We start from the raw sequence: 19,260 nt of genomic DNA, 5'->3' as shown, positions 1-19,260 counted from the left end.
CCACCTGGGTGGGGCTGTTGACGGCGGCGACGGTCACCCGTCCCGCCCATGGCTCCAGGAGTGTGGTGGCGCGGTCGGCGGGGAGACTGACCGAAGCGGTCGCACCGGTACCGCCGAGGGAAGCGATGGCCGCCGACCGTGCCACCACCACGCGCAGGGCGTCGGCCAGCGTCAGCGCGCCGGCCACATGGGCGGCGGCCACCTCGCCCTGTGAATGGCCGACGACGGCGGCCGGTTCGACTCCGTACGACGCCCAGAGCGCGGTCAGTGCCACCATCGCGACGAAGGACGCGGGCTGCACCACGTCCGCCCGGTCCAGCGCGGGCGCGGCGGGGTCGCCGCGCAGGACGCCGGTCACCGACCAGTCGACCAGACCGGCCAGCAGCTCTTCGCACTCGGCGACCTTGCGCGCGAACACCGGTGCGGTGGCGAGCAGTTCGGCGCCCATCGCGGTCCACTGCGCGCCCTGGCCCGGGAAGACGAACACGGTCCGGCCGGGGGCGCCCGTCGCGCCGGTCACCACATTCCGGGCGCGCTCGCCGGCGGCCAGGGCGGTGAGGCCCGGACCGTACGGGCCCAGCACCACGGCGCGGTGCTCGAACCGTGCCCGGGTGGTGGCCAGGGACCTGCCGATGTCCACCGGGGACGCCGTTTCGGCCAGCGGGGTCAGTGCGGCGGCCTGGGCGCGCAGCGCCTCGGGGCCACGGGCCGAGAGCATCCACGGCACCGCCCCGGCCTCGTGCACCGCCGCGACCTCGTGCGCCGTCTCGGTCTCATGCGCCGTCTCGGTCTCGTGCACCGCCGCGGCTTTGACCATCACTCCGGCTTCGTGCGCCGACCCGGCCGGGTCCACCGCGCCGGCTTCGTGCGGCTCGTCGGCCGCCGCCGGGTCGCGTGGTGCCTCCTCCAGGATGATGTGCGCGTTGGTGCCGCTGACGCCGAAGGACGAGACACCCGCCCGGCGCGGCCGGTCGCCCTGCGGCCAGGCCCGTGCCTCCGCCAGCAGTTCGACCGCCCCCGCCGACCAGTCGACGTGCGAGGTCGGGTTCCCGGCGTGCAGCGATTTGGGCAGCGTCCCGTGCCGCATCGCCAGCACCATCTTCATCAGCCCGGCGACACCCGCCGCCGACTGGGTGTGGCCGATATTGGACTTGATCGAGCCGAGCCAGAGCGGATCGGACCGGTCCTGCCCATAGGTGGCGAGGAGCGCCTGCGCCTCGATGGGGTCGCCGAGCGGTGTCCCCGTGCCGTGCGCCTCCACCGCGTCCACCTCGGCGGCGGACACACCCGCGTCGGCCAGCGCCTCCCGGATCACCCGCTGCTGCGAGGGACCGTTGGGAGCGGTCAGACCGTTCGATGCGCCGTCCTGGTTCACCGCGGAGCCCCGTACCACCGCGAGCACCCGATGACCGTTCCGCCGCGCGTCCGACAACCGCTCCAGGAGCACCATCCCGGCGCCCTCGGCGAAGCCCATGCCGTCCGCGTCGTCCGAGAACGCCTTGCACCGGCCGTCGATGGAAAGCCCGCGCTGTCGGGCGAAGCCGATGAGCCCGATGGGTACGGAGATGACGGAGGCCGCGCCGGCCAGTGCCAGCGAGCATTCACCGTTCCGCAGCGCCCGCACCGCGAGGTGCAGCGCCACCAGTGCCGATGAGCATCCGGTGTCCAGGGTGACGGCGGGCCCTTCAAGGCCCAGCGTGTAGGAGATGCGGCCGGAGGCGATGCTGGTCACGGTGCCGGTGAGCAGATGGCCCTCGACGCCCTCGGGCAGCTTCCGCAGGCTGGTGCCGTAGCCGCCGTGCGCGGCGCCGACGAACACCCCGCAGTCGCCGCCGCGCAGTGTGTGCGGATCGATGCGGCCCTGCTCGATCGCCTCCCACGACGTCTCAAGGAGCAGTCGTTGCTGCGGATCCATGGCGAGTGCCTCGCGCGGTGAGATCCCGAAGAAGCCCGCGTCGAAGTGGCCGGCGCCGGTGAGGAAGCCACCGGTGCGGGCATAGGAGCGGCCCTCATCGTCCGGGTCGGGGCTGTACAACTGGTCGAGATCCCAGCCACGGTCGTCGGGGAGGTCGCCGATGGCCTCCTCGCCCGCCGACAGCAGCCGCCACAGCTCCGCGGGGTCGTCCACGCCACCGGGGAAGCGGCATCCCATGCCGACGATCGCGATCGGTTCGTCGTCGGCCGCCGCCCGGACGGTGGCGACGGGCGCGGCCGGGGCGGGCCGGCCGTCGCCGAAGAGGGTGGTGTCCAGGTGCCGGGCGAGCTTGACGACGGTCGGGTAGTCGAAGACGAGGGTGGTGGAGAGCTTGAGGCCGGTCGCGGTGTTGAGGGCGTTCCGCAGGGCGACGGCGAGCAGGGAGTCGAAGCCGAGGTCACGGAAGGGCCGCCCGTCCTCGATCCCGTCGGGGACCTCGTGGCCCAGGACGGCGGCGACGTGCAGACGGACCAGCTCGCGCAGGGCGAGGTCGCGGTCGGCCGCCGGGAGCGGGCGGAGTCGCTCGCTCAGCGCGCCGTCGACGGGCCCCGGACCGTGGCCGTCGACCGGTGCGTCGCGGTCGAGAATGGCCCGGATCTCGGGGATCTCACCGAGCAGAGGCCGCTGGCGCGCGGCCGTGAAGACCGGGACGAACCGCTCCCAGTCGACGTCCCCGACGGCGAGGAACGCGTCGTCGGCGTCGAGCGCCTGCCGCAGTCCGCCGATCGCGATCCCCGGGTCCATGAACGGAATGCCCCGCCACTTCAACTGGGTCGCGATGATGTCGTTGGCCATGCCACCGCCGTCGGCGGCCGACCAGATGCCCCACGCGATCGTGGTTCCGACGAGCCCACGGGCCCGCCGGCTCCGGGCGACCGCTTCGAGATAGGCGTTGCCGGACGAGTACGAGGCGTGGTCGCCCGCGCCCCACACGGCGGCCACCGACGAGTAGAGGACGAAGGCGTCGAGACCGGCGCGGTCGAAGATCCGGTCGAGGTTGGCCGTGCCGGCCAGCTTCACGTCCGCGCCTGCGGTGAATTCGTCCAGGTCCGTCGCGGCCAGCGGGGCGAGCAGGCCGATGCCCGCGCTGTGCACCACGGTTCTGATCGGCGGCCCGTCGGACTCCACATCGGCGACCAGGCGGGCGAGTGCGTCGTAGTCACTGACATCGCAGGCTGCGACGGTGACCCGGGGGCCCAACTCCGCCAGCTCGCGGGCAAGTTCGGCGGCGCCGGGGGCATCAGTACCGCGCCGGCCGATGAGTACGAGGTGTTCGGCGCCCGCGTCGGCCAGCCAGCGGGCGGTGTGCGCCCCGAGGCCGCCGGTGCCCCCGGTGATCAGGGCGGTGCCGCTGGTCCGCCAGGGCGGCACGGTGGCGGCCGGTGCCGGGGCCCGGCGGAGCCGCCGCAGCAGGGCCTGGCCGGCGCGGATCGCCGTCTGGTCCTCGGCGTCGGTGGGGGCGGTGGCCAGGACGGCGGCGAGCCGGGCCGCGTCGGGGGCTTCGACGGACTCCGGCAGATCGATGAGGCCGCCCCAGCGGTCGGGGTGCTCCAGACCGAAGACCAGCCCGAGGCCCCAGGAACCGCTCTGCACGGGGTGGCGCAGCGGGTCGCCGTCGCCCGTGGAGACGGCGTCCTGGGTGCAGAGCCAGATCGGGGTGGGGGTGTCCTGGTCGGTGAGTGCCTGGGTGAGAAGGAGGTTGAGGGCAAGACCGGTGGTGAGCACGGGGTGGGTGGGGCTGGGGGTCTCGTCCAGGGCCAGCAGGGAGACCACACCGGCCGCTCCGGGGTGGTCGGCGAGGAGCGAGCCGATACCGGCGCGATCGATACCGGCGTCGAGCACCACTTCGACCACATCGGCGCCGTATCCGCCGAGGCCGCTCCGCAGCAGCTCGACGGCGGGGGTACCGGACTCCCGTGCGGTGGTCACCAGCAGCCAACGGCCGCTCAGTGCCGCGGCACCGGGCGGCGCGGCCGGGGTCCACTCGACCCGGTAGCGCCACGATTCGAGCGTGGAGCGGTCCCGCTGCCGGGCCCGCCAGTCGTTGAGGGCGGGGAGTACGGCGCTGAGGGGCGCGTCCTCGGCGAGGCGCAGCGTATCGGCGAACGCCCGGGGATCGCCGCCAGCCGCCGTCCAGAACTCGGCGTCGATGGGATCGCGCTCGTGGGCGCTGTCGCCGCCCTGATCCTCCAGCCAGTAGCGCTGACGCTGGAAGGCGTACGTGGGGAGGTCGATGGTGCGTGCCGTCGTACCGGGGAAGGCGGCGGTCCAGTCGACGTCCACTCCCCTGACCCAGAGCTCGGCCGCATTCGCCAGGAAGCGGTCCAGTCCACCGTCGTCGCGGCGCAGCGAACCAGTCACCACACCGGGCTCACCATCGGCCTGTTCGAGGGTCTCTTCGACGGCGGAGGTCAGGACCGGGTGCGAGGAGGCTTCGACGAAGACTCCGTACCCGTCTCCTGCCAGCCGCGCCACCGCGTCGGCGAAACGGACCGGCTCCCGCAGATTCCGGAACCAGTACTCCGCGTCCATCGTCAACGGATCAATGAACTCGGCCGTGACCGTCGAGAACAAGGGGATGCGACCCGCCTGCGGAGTCACCCCCGCCAGCTCGGCGATCAACTCATCACGCAGGACATCCATCGCCGCCGAATGAGACGCATAGTCCACCGCGATCCTGCGCGCCCGAATCTCCAACCGCCCACACTCGGCGACCAGTTCATTGACCGCGGCCACCTCACCCGAGACCACCACCTGCGAGGGACCATTCACCGCCGCCACCGACACCCGACCCACGAACGGCTCCAACAATGCCTCGGCACGCTCCGCCGACACCCGCACCGACGCCATCGTCCCCACACCACTCGCCACCGCCGCAATCGCCGACGACCGAGCCACCACCACCCGCAACGCATCCTCCAACGAGAGGACACCCGCCACATAAGCCGCCGCGATCTCCCCCTGCGAATGACCCACCACCGCCGACGGCACCACCCCGTACGACTCCCACAACGCAGCCAACGACACCATCACCGCGAACGACGCCGGCTGCACCACATCCACCCGATCCAACGACGGCGCACCCCCAACACCCCGCAACACATCCATCACCGACCAATCAACCAACCCACCCAACACCCCCTCACACGCCGCGACCGACCGCGCGAACACCGGAGCCGTGTCCAACAACTCCGCACCCATCGCCACCCACTGCGCACCCTGACCCGGAAACACCAACACCGACCGACCCACCGCACCCGCCACACCCCGCACCACACCACCCACAGGCTCATCCGCCACCACAGCCCCAAGACCCACCCCATACGACCCCAACACCACCGCACGATGCTCAAACACCACACGCGACGACAACAACGACCAACCCACATCGACCGGAGCCCCATCCACCACGGAGCTCAACGCCGCCGCCTGACCCCTCAGACCCGCCGCACTACGACCCGACACCAACCACGGCACCACACCAACCGGGCTCTCCACATCCGGCACCTCGGGCTCCGCGCCCGCGGGGGCCTGCTCCAGAACCACGTGGGCGTTGGTCCCGCTGCCGCCGAACGACGAAACGCCCGCCCGGCGCGGCCGGTCGGCCGCCGGCCACTCCCGCGCCTCCGACAGCAACTCCACCGCACCCGCCGACCAGTCCACGTGCGACGACGGCGTCCCCACATGCAGCGACTTCGGCAGCACCCCGTGCTCCAGCGCGAGCACCATCTTGATGACGCCGGCGATCCCGGAGGCCGCCTGGGTGTGGCCGATGTTCGACTTGACGGAGCCCAGCCAGAGCGGCCGGTCCGGCTCGCGCCCCTGGCCGTAGGTGGCCAGCAGCGCCTGTGCCTCGATCGGATCGCCCAGCGCGGTGCCCGTGCCGTGCGCCTCCACCGCGTCCACGTCCGATGTGCCCAGGCCCGCGTTGGCCAGCGCCTGCCGGATGACCCGCTGCTGGGAAGGGCCGTTGGGGGCGGTCAGACCGTTCGACGCGCCGTCCTGGTTCACCGCGGAGCCCCGTACCACCGCCAGCACCCGGTGACCGTTCCGCCGCGCGTCCGACAGCCGCTCCAGGAGCAGGACGCCGATGCCCTCGCCCCAGCCGGTGCCGTCCGCGTCCTCCGAGAACGCCTTGCAGCGGCCGTCCACCGCGAGCCCGGACTGCCGGCTGAACTCGGTGAAGTTCCGGGTCGAGCCCATCACGGTGGCGCCCGCCGCGAGCGCGAGCGAGCATTCGTCGGCCCGGAGCGCCTGGACGGCGAGGTGCAGTGCGACCAGGGACGACGAGCACATGGTGTCAACGGTGACGGCGGGGCCCTCCAGGCCCAGGGTGTAGGCGATCCGGCCGGAGAGCACGGCGCCCGAGTCGCCAGTCAGCAGATGGCCCTCGACCCCCTCCGGCGCGGTCCGCACCTGGGCCCCGTACCCCTGATTGCTCGCGCCGACGAACACGCCGGCGCGTTCGCCGCGCAGGGTCTCCACATCGATGCCGGCACGCTCGAAGACCTCCCACGAGGTCTCCAGCAGCAGCCGCTGCTGGGGGTCCATCGCCACGGCCTCGCGCGGTGAGATACCGAAGAAGCCGGGGTCGAACTCGGCGGCGTTCCGCAGGAACGCGCCGCTGCGGGTGTAGCTGGTGCCCGGGTGGTCGGGGTCCGGGTGGTAGAGCCGCTCCACGTCCCAGCCGCGGTCGTCGGGGAAGTCCCCGACGAGGTCGGTGCCGTTCGCGACCAGCTCCCAGTACGCCTCGGGTGTCTGCGCGCCCCCCGGGTAGCGGCAGCTCATCGCGACGATGGCGATGGGCTCGTACCGCTTCTCCTCCAGATCGCGCAGCCGCTTGCGGGTCACCCGCAGGTCCGCCGTGACCCGGTTCAGATAGTCGCGAAGCCGCTCTTCGTTCGCGCCGACGCTCATCAGATGCCCAACTCCCGGTCGATCAGATCGAAGATCTCGTCATTGCTCGCTTCCGCGAGGTCACCGTTCACCGCCGCGAGCACGTCGCCCGGTTCGTCGGTGGTGGTGCTCGCCCCGGCCGGTTCCACCCGGCGCAGCAGGGCGCGCAGGCGGTCGGCGATATCGAGGCGGGTGCGGTCGTCCGTGGTGAGGGCCGCGAAGCCGGCTTCCAGCCGGGTGAGTTCGTCCAGTGCGTCGCCGGGGCCGCCGCCGATCTCGCCCCGTAGGTGCTGGGCGAGTGCCGCCGGGTTGGGGTGGTCGAAGACGGTGGTGGGCGGCAGTCGTAGTCCGGTGGCGGCGTTCAGCCGGTTACGGAATTCAAGCGCCGTCAGAGAGTCGAAGCCGATCTCCTTGAACGCCCGGCGGGGCTGGATCTCCTCGGCCCGGCCGGTCTTGAGCACGGCGGCGGCCTCGCGGCGGATGACGTCGATGAGCATGGTCTCCTGTTCGTCGCCGGGGAGTCCGGCGAGCCGTTCGGCGAGGGCCGTGCCGCGCGTCGGTTCGCCCGGCTCGGGCGGTGCGCCGCCGTCACCCGGGGCCCGGTCCTGGGCGGCGGTGAGTTCGGCGACCAGCCTGCGGGGGCGGTTCATGGTGTAGAGGGGCAGGAAGCGGGCCAGGTCGAAGGAGGCGATGGCGATGGTGGTGTCTCCGGCGCCGACCGCGACCGCGAGGGCCTCAACGGCGAGTTCGGGCCGCATCAGGCGGACTCCGCGCCGGTTGAGCAGTTCGGCGATCTCGCCCTCGACCATGCCGCCGCCGTCCCAGGCGCCCCAGGCGACGGCGGTGGCCACCGCGCCCCGGGCCCGGCGTTCCTGGGCGAGCGCGTCCAGGTGGGCGTTGGCGGCGGCGTAGCCGCCCTTGCCGCTGTCGCCCCAGGTACCGGCGCCGGAGGAGAAGAGGACGAAGGCGTCCAGTTCCAGGCCGGCGGTGAGGGTGTCGAGATGGCGGGCGCCGTCGACCTTGGCCCGGATGACCCGGGCGAGTTCGTCGGTGGTCAGTTCGGCGACGGGGATCTCCGCCTGGGTGAGTCCGGCCGCGTGGACGACGGCGGTCAGCGGTTCGGTGGCGGGGATCGCGGCGATGACGGCGGCGAGTGCGTCGGCGTCGGCGACGTCGCAGGCCGCGAGGGTCACCGTGGCGCCGAGTTCGGTGAGTTCGTCGTACAGCTCCTTGGCGCCGGGTGCCTCCGCGCCGCGCCGGCTGGTCAGCACCAGCCGTTCGGCGCCGGACCGGGCGGCCCAGCGGGCGAGGTGCGCGCCGAGGGCGCCGGTGCCTCCGGTGATGAGGACGGTGCCGCGCGGTCGCCAGGGGTCGGCTGCCCCCGCGGGCGCGGGGACGAGTCGGCGGCCGAGTGCCGCGCCGTCGCGCAGGGCGATCTCGTTCTCGCCGCTGGTGCCGGTGATGACTTCGGCGAGCCGGGCGATCGTACGGTCGTCCGGTTCGGCCGGGAGGTCGATCTGTCCGCACGCGCGGTGGGGTTCGTCCAGGCCGAGTACGACGCCGAGCCCCCAGATCTGTGCCTGGGCCGGATCGCCCACGGGGTCGGTACCGGCGGTGCCGACGGCGGTCCGGGTGGCCAGCCACAGAGGTGCGTCGGGGGCGATGTCGGCGAGGGCTCGTACGATCGCGACGGTGTCGGCGAGGCCGGTGGTGAGCGAGGATTCACCGGCTTCGGTGGCGGGGCGGGTGTCGAGGGCGGCCAGCGACAGCACTCCGGCGATGTCCCGGGGCAGCCGGGCGCGGCCGGTGGTCAGTTCCCGGGTGGTGACGGGGTGGACGGTGACACCGTGCCGGGCGAGTCCGTCGAGGACGGTGCGCACCAGGCCGGGGTGGACGTCGGCGGCGGGGGTGACCACGATCCAGTCGCCGGACCCGGGCCCCGGAGTGCCGGTCGTCGGTACAGGGGTGCCTGCCGTCGGTACGGAGGTGCCTGCCGTCGGTACAGGGGTGCCTGCCGTCGGTACAGGGGTCCACGCCACCCGGTACCGCCAGCCGTCGATCACGGCCGATCTGCGGCGGGCGGCCGTCTCGGCGGGGGCCTCGATCCAGTGGCGGGTGCGGCGGAAGGGGTAGGTCGGCAGTTCGACGCGGCCGGCCACCAACGCCCCCGTACCGCCGGTGCCCGTACCCGTACCCGTACCACTGCCGGTGAAGAACCGGTTCCAGTCGACCGGCGCGCCATGGGTCCACGCCTCGCCCAGGCTGAGCAAGAACCGCTCCGCGCCGCCGTCGTCGCGGCGCAGTGAACCCACCGCACGCACCGACTCCAGGTGACCGGTGGTCTCCTCGACCGCCGCCAGCAGGACGGGGTGCGGGCTGCACTCCACGAAGAGTCCGTATCCCCGCTCGCCCAGTTCCCCGACCGCCTCGGCGAAACGCACCGGCTGCCGGAGGTTGACGCACCAGTAGGCGGCGTCCAGTGCCGCGGTGTCGATCCAGTCGCCGGCGACGGTGGAGTACATCGGCACTTCCGGACGGCGCGGTGTGATCGGCGCGAGGAGTTCGGCGAGTTCGCCGAGGATCGGCTCGACGTGTCCGGAGTGCGAGGCGTAGTCGACGGGGATCATCCGGGCCCGGACGCGCTGCTCCCGCTGGCAGGTGTGGACCAGTTCCTCCAGCGCGGCGCGGTCTCCCGAGAGGACGACCGAGCGGGGGCTGTTGACGGCGGCGACGGACAGGACGCCGTCGTACGGGCTGAGCAGTTCGGCGATATCGGCCACCGGTAGCGCGATCATCGCCATCGCGCCCTGTCCCGCGACCGCGGTGATGGCCCGGCTGCGCAGGCAGACCACCCGGGCCGCGTCCCGCAGGCTCAGCGCCCCGGCGACACAGGCCGCGGCGATCTCCCCCTGCGAATGACCGACGACGGCGGCGGGCTCGACACCGTACGACCGCCAGAGCGCGGCCAACGACACCATCACGGCGAAGGACGCGGGCTGGACGACATCGACCCGCTCCAGGGTGGGCGCGCCTTCCGCGCCCCGCAGTACGTCAGCCAGCGACCAGTCGACGAACTCGGCGAGCGCCGTCTCGCACTCGGCGAGCCTGGCCGCGAACACGGGCGACTCCGCGGCGAGCCGGACCGCCATCCCGTCCCACTGGGATCCCTGTCCCGGGAAGACGAACACGGTCCGGCCGAGCGGTCCCACGACGCCCGTGACGGTGTTCGCCTCGGGTGCCCCGGCGGCGAGGGCGGTAAGGGCAGCGGGCCCGGAGGTCCCTGAGGCGTCGGAGCTGGGTGCGCCGACGATGACAGCGCGATGGTCGAACCGGGCGCGGGTGGTGGCGAGGGCGCGGCCGACCTCGTACGGATCGGCCGCCCGGTCGGTGGGTTCCGCGAGCGCGACCAGCGAGGTCGCCTGGTCGCGCAGCGCCTCGGGGGTACGGGCGGTGAGCAGCCAGGGCACGGCCCCCGGGACGGCGGGTCCGGCGGCCGGGGTCGGGGGCTCGTCGGGGGCCTGTTCCAGGATGGGGGACTGTTCGAAGATGGGGGCCTGTTCGAGGATGACGTGGGCGTTGGTGCCGCTGATACCGAAGGCGGAGACCCCGGCGCGGTGGGGCCGCCCGGTCTCGGGCCACGGTCGGGCCTCGGTGAGCAGTCGGATCCCGCCGGACTCCCAGTCAACGCGTGAGGTGGGCTCGTCGGCGTGCAGGGTGCTCGGGAGGGTCCCGTACCGCATCGACTGCACCATTTTGATCACCCCGACGACACCGGCGGCGGCCTGGGTGTGACCGAGGTTGGACTTGGCGGAGCCCAGCCAGAGGGGGCGGTCGGCGGGCCGGTCGGCGCCGTAGGTCGCCAGCAGGGCCTGGGCCTCGATGGGGTCGCCGAGCCGAGTGCCGGTGCCGTGCGCCTCGACGGCGTCGATGTCGGTGGCGGCGAGTCCGGCGTTGGCGAGCGCCTTGCGGATCACGCGCTGCTGGGACGGTCCGTTGGGGGCGGTCAGGCCGTTGGACGCGCCGTCGGAGTTGACGGCCGAGCCGCGGACGACGGCCAGTACCCGGTGACCGTCGCGGCGGGCCGTCGAGAGCCGTTCCACCAACAGCACGCCCACGCCCTCGGCCATGCCGAAGCCGTCCGCGTCCTCGGCGAACGACCGGCACCTGCCGTCCGTGGACAGGGCCCGCTGTCGGCTGAAGCTGATCATCGGGGTGGGGGTGGACATCACGGACGCGCCGGCGACCAGGGCGCGTTCGCATTCGCCGGAGCGCAGTGCCTGGGCGGCGAGGTGGAGGGCGACCAGCGACGAGGAGCAGGCCGTGTCGACGGTGACGGCGGGACCGACGAGGCCGAAGGTGTACGCGAGCCGGCCGGAGGCCACGCTCGGGGCGCCGCCGGTGACGTGGTAACCCTCCAGTTCACCGGGCATCCCGTGCGGCTGGCCGTAGTCCGGGGCGAGGACCCCGGCGAAGACCCCGGTGTCGCTGCCCTTCAGCTCGGCGGGTACGAGTCCCGCGCTCTCGAACGCCTCCCATGTCGTCTCCAGGAGGAGCCGCTGCTGCGGGTCCATCGCCAGTGCCTCGCGCGCCGAGATCCCGAAGAAGTCGTGGTCGAACTCGGCGGCCCGGTGCAGGAATCCGCCCGCGCGGGTGTAGCTGGTGCCGTGTCGGTCCGGGTCCGGGTCGTAGAGGGCGTCGATGTCCCAGCCGCGGTCGGTGGGCAGGCCGCCGATGGCGTCGCCGGCGGCGGCGAGGAGGCGCCAGAGCTGTTCGGGTCCGCCGATGTCGCCGGGGAGCCGGCAGGCCATGCCGACGATCGCGAGCGGTTCGTCGGTGGCGGTGGCCGTGCCCGCCGTCACCGTCTCCGGGGCGTCGCCGACGGCCTCGCGCCAGAGGTGTTCGGCGAGGGCGGCGGGGCTGGGATGGTCGAAGATCAGGGTGGTGGGCAGCCGGCTCCCGGTGGCCGCCGCGAGGCGGTCGCGGAGTCCGACCGCGGTGAGGGAGTCGAAGCCGATCTCCTTGAAGGCGCGGTCGCCCGCGATGGTCTCGGGCCTGGTGTGGCCGAGGACCTTCGCCGTGTGCTCCCGGACCAGACCGAGCACCAACTCCCGCTGTTCGTCCTGCTGGAGCCCCTCCAGGAGGGTGTGCAGGGCGCCGACCGGCTGGGGGCCCGTGGTGGACGCGGGGGTGTCAGTGGGGGTGTCGACCAGCTCGCGGAGGAGAGGGCTCGGGCGTGCCGTGGTGAAGACCGGGACGAACCGGTCCCAGTCGACATCGGCGACGGCGACGGTGGTCTCGTCGTGGTCGAGGACGGTGCGCAGCGCGTCGAGCGCCGGCTCGGGGTCCAGTACGGGGACGCCGGACGCGGCCAGGGTGTCCCAGAGGCCAGGGTCGATCATGCCGCCGCCGCCCCAGGGGCCCCAGGCGATCGAGGTGGCCCGCGCTCCCCGGGCGCGGCGGCGGGCGGCCAGCGCGTCCAGGCAGGCGTTGGCGGCCCCGTAGACACCGTGGTCGGTCACTCCCCAGGTGCCGGAGATCGAGGAGAAGACGACGAAGGCGTCCAGTTCGAGGTCGGCGGTGAGGGCGTCCAACTGGACCGCGCCCAGGACCTTGGCGTCCAGGACGGCCGAGAGTCGTTCGGGGGTGGTCTCGGTCAGCGGGCCGAGTTCGCAGACACCGGCCGCGTGGTGGACGGCGGTCAGCGGGCGGTCGGGGCCGATGCCGGCGAGGAGACTCTCCAGCGCGGCCCGGTCGGTGACATCGCAGGCCACGGCGGTGAGTTCGAATGCGGTTCCGCGCTCCGCCGCCCGCTCCAGGACCTCGGCCGACTCGCGCAGTTCGGTGGCGAGTGCCTCGACCGCGGCGGGGTCGCCGCCGCTCCGGCTGACCAGCAGAACGCGTTCCGCGCCGCCCTCGGCGAGTCGGCGGGCGAGCCGGATGCCGAGCGAGCCGGTGCCGCCGGTGATGAGCACGGTGCCGCGCGGCGGCCGGGCGGGTGCGGGGGATGCGGTACGGGCGGCGCGTACGAGCCGTCGGGCGAGTAGACCGGCCGGCCGGATCGCGATCTGGTCCTCGCCCCCGTGCTGTACGGCTCCGGCGAGTACGGCGGCCAGCCGTTCCCGGGCGCGGCCGTCCCAGCGTGCGGGCAGATCGACCAGCCCGCCCCACTCGCGGGGGTGTTCGAGCGCCGCGGCGCGGCCGGCGGCCCAGAGGGCGGCTCCGGCCAGACCGGGCGGCGGGTCGGACGGTCCGGTGACGACCGCGCCACGGGTGGCGCACCAGATCGGCGCGGTGGCGCCGGCGGCACCGGACGCCCGCAGCAGGGCGACGAGACCGGCCACCCCGGCGGCGGGCCCGGCGCCCTCGTCAAGGGCGAGCAGCGACAGGACGCCACCGATCGCGTCCCCCGTGGTGAGGGCGGTGACGAGGGTGTCGTGGTCCGGTGTTCCGGCGGGGGCGGGGATCGCCACGGGGTCCGCTCCGGCGGCTCGGAGCGCGGCGGCGACCTCCGCGTACGTCTCGTCGTCGGCGGTGGGTGTCACGACCAGCCAGCGGCCGGCGAGCGTACCGGCCGCGGTGTCCCGGACCGGCCGCCAGGCGATGTCGTAACGCCACCGCTCGGCGGGCCCGTGCGCCGCTTCCGCGCGGCCGGGTGCCTCCGCCCCGGGGGGCGGTGTCCACCAGTAGCGCTCACGGGCGAAGGGGTAGGTCGGCAGATCGACCGTACGGGGGTCGAGTCCGGCGAAGACCGTCGCCCACTCCGGCTCCACGCCGTGGGTGTGCGCCTCGGCGAGCGAGGCGAGGAAGCGGTCGACGCCGCCGTCGTCGCGCCGCAGGGAGCCGATGGCGACACCGTCGGTGGCGCCCGTGCTCTCCACCGTCTCCCGTACCGCCATGGTCAGGGTCGGATGCGGGCTGGCCTCCACGAAGACGCGGTGGCCGGACTCCGCGAGCTGGCGGGCGACCTCGTCGAACCGTACGGTGCTCCGCAGATTGCGGTACCAGTAGTCGGCGGTCAGTTCGGTGCCGTCGAGCACGGTCGCGGTGACCGTCGAGTGGAACGGCACCTCGGACGGCCGGGGTCGGATCGGGGCGAGCAGGGTGGCGAGTTCGTCCTGGAGGAACTCGACCTGCGCCGAGTGCGAGGCGTAGTCGACCGGGATGTTCCTGGCGTGGATGTCCGAATCGGCACACTTGGCGAGTAGTTCGGCGACGGCGGCGCGCTCGCCGGAGACGACCACGGCACGCGGCCCGTTGGTCGCGGCGATCGAGATCCGGCTCCCCCAGGGCCGCAGCAGTTCGGTGACCCGGTCGACGGGCTGGAAGACGGAGGCCATCGCGCCGTGTCCGGCGAGCGTGGTCGACAGCGCCCGGCTGCGCAGGCTGACCACCCGGGCCGCGTCCGGCAGGCTCAGCGCCCCGGCGACACAGGCCGCGGCGATCTCCCCCTGCGAATGACCGACGACGGCGGCGGGCTCGACACCGTACGACCGCCAGAGCGCGGCCAACGACACCATCGTGGCGAAGAGGGCGGGCTGGACGACATCGACCCGGTCGAGCGAGGGGGCGCCGGGCGCGTCCCGGAGGACATCGGTGAGCGACCAGTCGACGAATTCGGCGAGCGCCGCGTCGCACTCGGCGATCCGGGCGGCGAAGACGGGCGAGGCATCGAGCAGGCCGGTCGCCATGCCGCGCCACTGGCCGCCCTGGCCGGGGAAGACGAAGACGATCCGGCCGTCGCCGACGGGGACGCCACGCACCACGTCGGCGGCCTCGCCGTCCTCGGCCAGCGCCGTCAGTGCCCGGTCCAGCTCGGCGTGTCCGGGCGCGAGGACCACGGCCCGCTCCGCGAACCGTGCCCGGCCGGTGGCCAGGGTGTGGGCGAGGTCGGCGGGCCGCCAGGTGTTCTGGGCGCGCAGTGCGCCGCGCAGCCGGATGGCCTGTTCGCGCAGGGCCTCGGGGGTACGGGCGGAGAGCACGTAGGGGAGCACCCGAGGTGATTCCGTGGCCGGGTGTGGGGGGTGGACCGGGCCGATGGCCCCGATCGGCCCGGCCACGGTGGTCTGTTCGGCGATGATCACATGGGCATTGGTGCCGCTCACACCGAACGCGGAGACCCCGGCCCGGCGCGGGCCGCCCGTCTCCGGCCAGGGCACCGGTTCGGTCAGCAGCCGGACCGTCCCCGCCGACCAGTCCACATGGGACGACGGCGGGTCCGCGTGGAGCGTCCGGGGCAGCAGCCCGTACCGGATCGACTGCACGGTCTTGATGACGCCGGCCAGCCCGGCCGCCGCCTGCGTGTGGCCGATGTTGGTCTTCGCCGACCCCAGCCAGAGCGGCCGGTCGGGCGCCCGGTCCCGGCCGTAGACATCGATGATCGCGGCGGCCTCGATCGGATCGCCGAGCACGGTTCCGGTGCCGTGTGCCTCGACGGCGTCCACATCGGACGGCTGGAGCCCGGCGTTCGCCAGGGCCTGCCGGATCACCCGCTGCTGGGACGGTCCGTTGGGGGCGGTCAGACCGTTCGACGCGCCATCGGAGTTGACCGCCGTACCCGCCAGGACCGCGAGCACCCGGTGCCCGTTGCGGCGCGCGTCGGAGAGACGTTCCAGCACGATGGTGCCGACGCCCTCGCCCCATCCGGTGCCGTCGGCGCGGTCCGAGAACGCCTTGACCCGGCCGTCCGGGGAGAGCCCGCGCTGTCTGCTGAACTCCACGAAGATCCCGGGCCGTGCCATCACGGTCGCCGCGCCGGCCAGCGCGAGCGAGCACTCGCCCGCCCGCAGGGACTGCGCGGCGAGGTGGATCGCGACCAGGGACGCCGAGCACGCCGTGTCCACGGTCAGCGCTGGCCCCTCCAGGCCCAGCACATAGGCGATCCGCCCGGACATCGTGCTGGTGGTGGTGCCGGTCAGGGCGTAGCCCTCGACACCGCCGGCGGCCTCGTGCAGCCGTGGCCCGTACTCCTGCGCCATCGCGCCGACGAAGACACCGGTCTCGGTGCCGCCGAGCCGCGACGGGTCGATCCCGGCGCGCTCCAGCGCCTCCCACGACGTCTCCAGGAGCAGCCGTTGTTGCGGGTCCATGGCGAGCGCCTCGCGCGGGCTGATGCCGAAGAACTCGGGGTCGAAGTCGCCCGCGTCGTAGAGGAATCCGCCCTGCCGCACCAGGGAGCCGCCGGGCTCACCGGGGTCGGTCAGCAGCCGTTCGAGGTCCCAGCCCCGGTCGGCGGGGAAATCCGAGATCGCGTCGGTCTCCGAACGCAGCAGTTCCCAGAGGTCTTCGGGCGAGCGGACCCCACCGGGGAAGCGGCAGCCCATGCCGACGATCGCGATGGGATCGCCGGACGGGGCCCGGTTCGCGACCACCGGCGTCGCCGGGCCGTCGGCTCCGGCCACGTCCTGGAGGTGCTCGGCCAGCCGGGCCGCTGTCGGGTGGTCGAAGAGCACGGTGGTGGGCAGTCTGAGGCTCAGCGCCTCACAGATCCGGTTGCGCAGGCGTACGGAGGACTGTGAGTCGAACCCGAGGTCCCGGAACGACGTCCGGGGCGGAACCGAAGCGGCGTCGCTGTGCCCGAGCACCACGGCCGCATGGGTCCGCACCAGCTCCAGCAGAATCCGCCGCCGCTCCGCACCGTCCGCACGGGCGAGCCGTGCCGTGGCACTGCCGATGGCCGCTTCGTGCTCGTCGCCCTCCGGGGCCACGGTGTCGAACCAGTGGCGCCGGCGTTGGAAGGCGTACGTGGGGAGGTCGATGGTCCGTGCCGTCGTACCGGGGAAGGCGGCGGTCCAGTCGACGTCCACTCCCCTGACCCAGAGCTCGGCCGCATTCGCGAGGAAACGGTCCAGACCACCGTCGTCGCGGCGCAGCGAACCCGTCACCACACCCGGGGCGTCGTCGCCGAAGCTTTCGAGGGTCTCCTCGACGGCAGCCGTCAACACCGGGTGCGAGGAGGCTTCGACGAAGACCCCGTACCCGTCCCGCGCCAGCCGCGCCACCGCGTCGGCGAAACGGACCGGCTCCCGCAGATTCCGGAACCAGTACTCCGCATCCATCGTCAACGGATCAATGAACTCGGCCGTGACCGTCGACATCAGCGGGATACGACCCACCCGCGGAGTCACCCCCGCCAGCTCCGCCACCAACTCATCGCGCAGGACATCCATCGCCGCCGAATGAGAGGCGTAATCCACCGCGATCCTGCGCGCCCGAATCTCCAACCGCCCGCACTCGGCGACCAGTTCATCGACCGCGGCCACCTCACCCGAGACCACCACCTGCGACGGGCCATTGACCACGGCGACCGACACCCGACCCGCGAAGGGCGCGAGCAGGTCACCGATCTCAGCGGCCGAGAGCCCGATGGAGGCCATGGTGCCCCGGCCTGCCACGGCGGCGATGGCGCGGCTGCGCAGGCATACGATCCGTGCCGCGTCCTCCAACGAGAGGACCCCCGCCACACACGCCGCCGCAATCTCCCCCTGCGAATGACCCACCACCGCCGACGGCACCACCCCATACGACTCCCACAACGCCGCCAACGACACCATCACCGCGAACGAAACCGGCTGCACCACATCCACCCGATCCAACGACGGCGCACCCTCAACACCCCGCAACACATCCATCAACGACCACCCCACCCACCCCGACAACGCCACCCCACACTCAGCCAAACGCCCCGCAAACACCGACGACACCGCCGCCAACTCCACCGCCATCCCCGCCCACTGCGCACCCTGACCCGGAAACACCAACACCGACCGACCCACCACACCCACCACACCCCGCACCACACCACCCACAGGCTCATCCGCCACCACAGCCCCAAGACCCACCCCATACGACCCCAACACCACCGCACGATGCTCAAACACCACACGGGAGGAGAGCAACGACCAACCCACATCCACAGCGGACGCCTCGGTCAGCGAACCCAACGCCGCCGCCTGACCCCTCAGACCCGCCGCACTACGACCCGACACCAACCACGGCACCACACCAACCGGATCCACCACATCCCGCGCCTCGGACTCAGCGGGCGGCGCGTCGGAGAGCACCAGATGGCAGTTGGTGCCGCCCATCCCGAAGGCGCTGACGCCCGCGACCCGTGTCCCGTCCGTCCCGGGCCATTCGGTCAGTTCCCGCGCCACCCTCAGATTCAGCTCGGACAGCGGCAGCCGTTCGCCACTCTCCTCGAAGTTCAGACTCGCCGGGATGCGTCCGTGGGCCATCGCCAGCACCACTTTGAGCAGACCGGCGATCCCGGCCGCGCTCTCCAGGTGGCCGATGTTCGTCTTCGCCGAGCCGACCAGCAGGGGCCGGCCGCTGTCCCGCGCGCCGCCGAGCACATCGCCCAGGGCGCCGGCCTCGACCGGGTCGCCCACCGGCGTACCGGTGCCGTGGAGTTCGACGTACTGGGGGGCCGCGGGCGACAGCCCGGCGGACTCGTACGCACGCCGGAGCACCTCGGCCTGTGCCTGACGGCTCGGGACGGTGAGCCCGTCCGTGGCACCGTCGTTGTTGACCGCGCCGCCGCGGACGACTCCGTACACCCGGTCACCGGAGGCGACGGCGTCCGACAGCGTCTTCAGCACGACGGCGCCGCCGCCCTCGCCCCGGACGAACCCGTTCGCACGCGAGTCGAAGGTGTAGCAGCGGCCGTCCGGGGAGAGGCCGCCGAACTCCTCCGCGATGACCCCGGTCTCGGCGGCGAGGTTGAGGTTCACCGCGCCGGCGATGGCGAGCGTCGTCTCCCCGCGCCGCAGGCTCTGCACCGCCGTGTGGACGGCGACCAGCGCGGACGCCTGACCGGAGTCGATCACCAGGCTCGGCCCGCGCAGGCCGAGGAAGTGGGAGATCCGGTTGGCTATGACACCACGGCTGACACCGGTCATCGTGTGGTGGTTGGCCACGGCGTTACCGGCGCGGTTGAGCAGCAGGGCGTAGTCGTCGCGCATGGCGCCGACGAAGACCCCGGTGGCCGTCTCGCGCAACTCGCCGGGGACGATGCGGGCGTTCTCCAGGGCCTCCCAGGCGAGTTCGAGCATCAGCCGCTGCTGGGGGTCGAGCAGGGCGGCTTCGCGGGGGCTGATCCCGAAGAAGGCGGTGTCGAAGCGGTCGACTCCGTCGATGAACCCGCCCCAGCCGCCGCCGACCGGTTCACGGCCGTCGGGCACCTCCGTGACGGCGCTCCGCCCGTCGCACAGCAGTCGCCAGTACGCGTCGGGGTCGGGGGCGCCGGGGAGCCGGCAGGAGAGGCCGACGATCGCTATCGGCTCGTCCCGGCCGCCGTACCCGTCCACCCCACCACGGGCATCGGCATCGGGCCGGGCGTCCGGCTCGTCATGTGCACCGGTTTCGACGTCACCGTCTGGAGAAGTCCCCAT

Annotated in this window: 2 protein-coding genes (1 of these 2 cut by a window edge); both read right to left on the bottom strand. The window is 73.1% G+C overall.

What is annotated here, in order from left to right:
• On the bottom strand, positions 1-6,892 hold the beginning of the coding sequence (locus ACH4S7_RS29985) for a type I polyketide synthase (protein WP_398524473.1). The gene continues 8,396 nt to the left of window position 1, outside the view; the window shows 6,892 of its 15,288 coding nt (coding positions 1-6,892); the start codon lies at positions 6,890-6,892; its stop codon lies beyond the left edge, outside the window.
• On the bottom strand, positions 6,892-19,260 hold the full coding sequence (locus ACH4S7_RS29980; RefSeq protein ID WP_398524472.1) for an SDR family NAD(P)-dependent oxidoreductase: 12,369 nt from the start codon (positions 19,258-19,260) through the stop codon (positions 6,892-6,894). Before ACH4S7_RS29980 ends, ACH4S7_RS29985 begins: the two co-directional genes overlap by 1 nt.

Source organism: Streptomyces sp. NPDC020965 (assembly GCF_044333555.1).
In the GTDB taxonomy this organism is placed as follows: Bacteria; Actinomycetota; Actinomycetes; order Streptomycetales; family Streptomycetaceae; genus Streptomyces.
The sequence above is the reverse complement of the archived record's forward strand: the minus strand, read 5'-3'. Positions and strand labels throughout refer to the sequence as shown.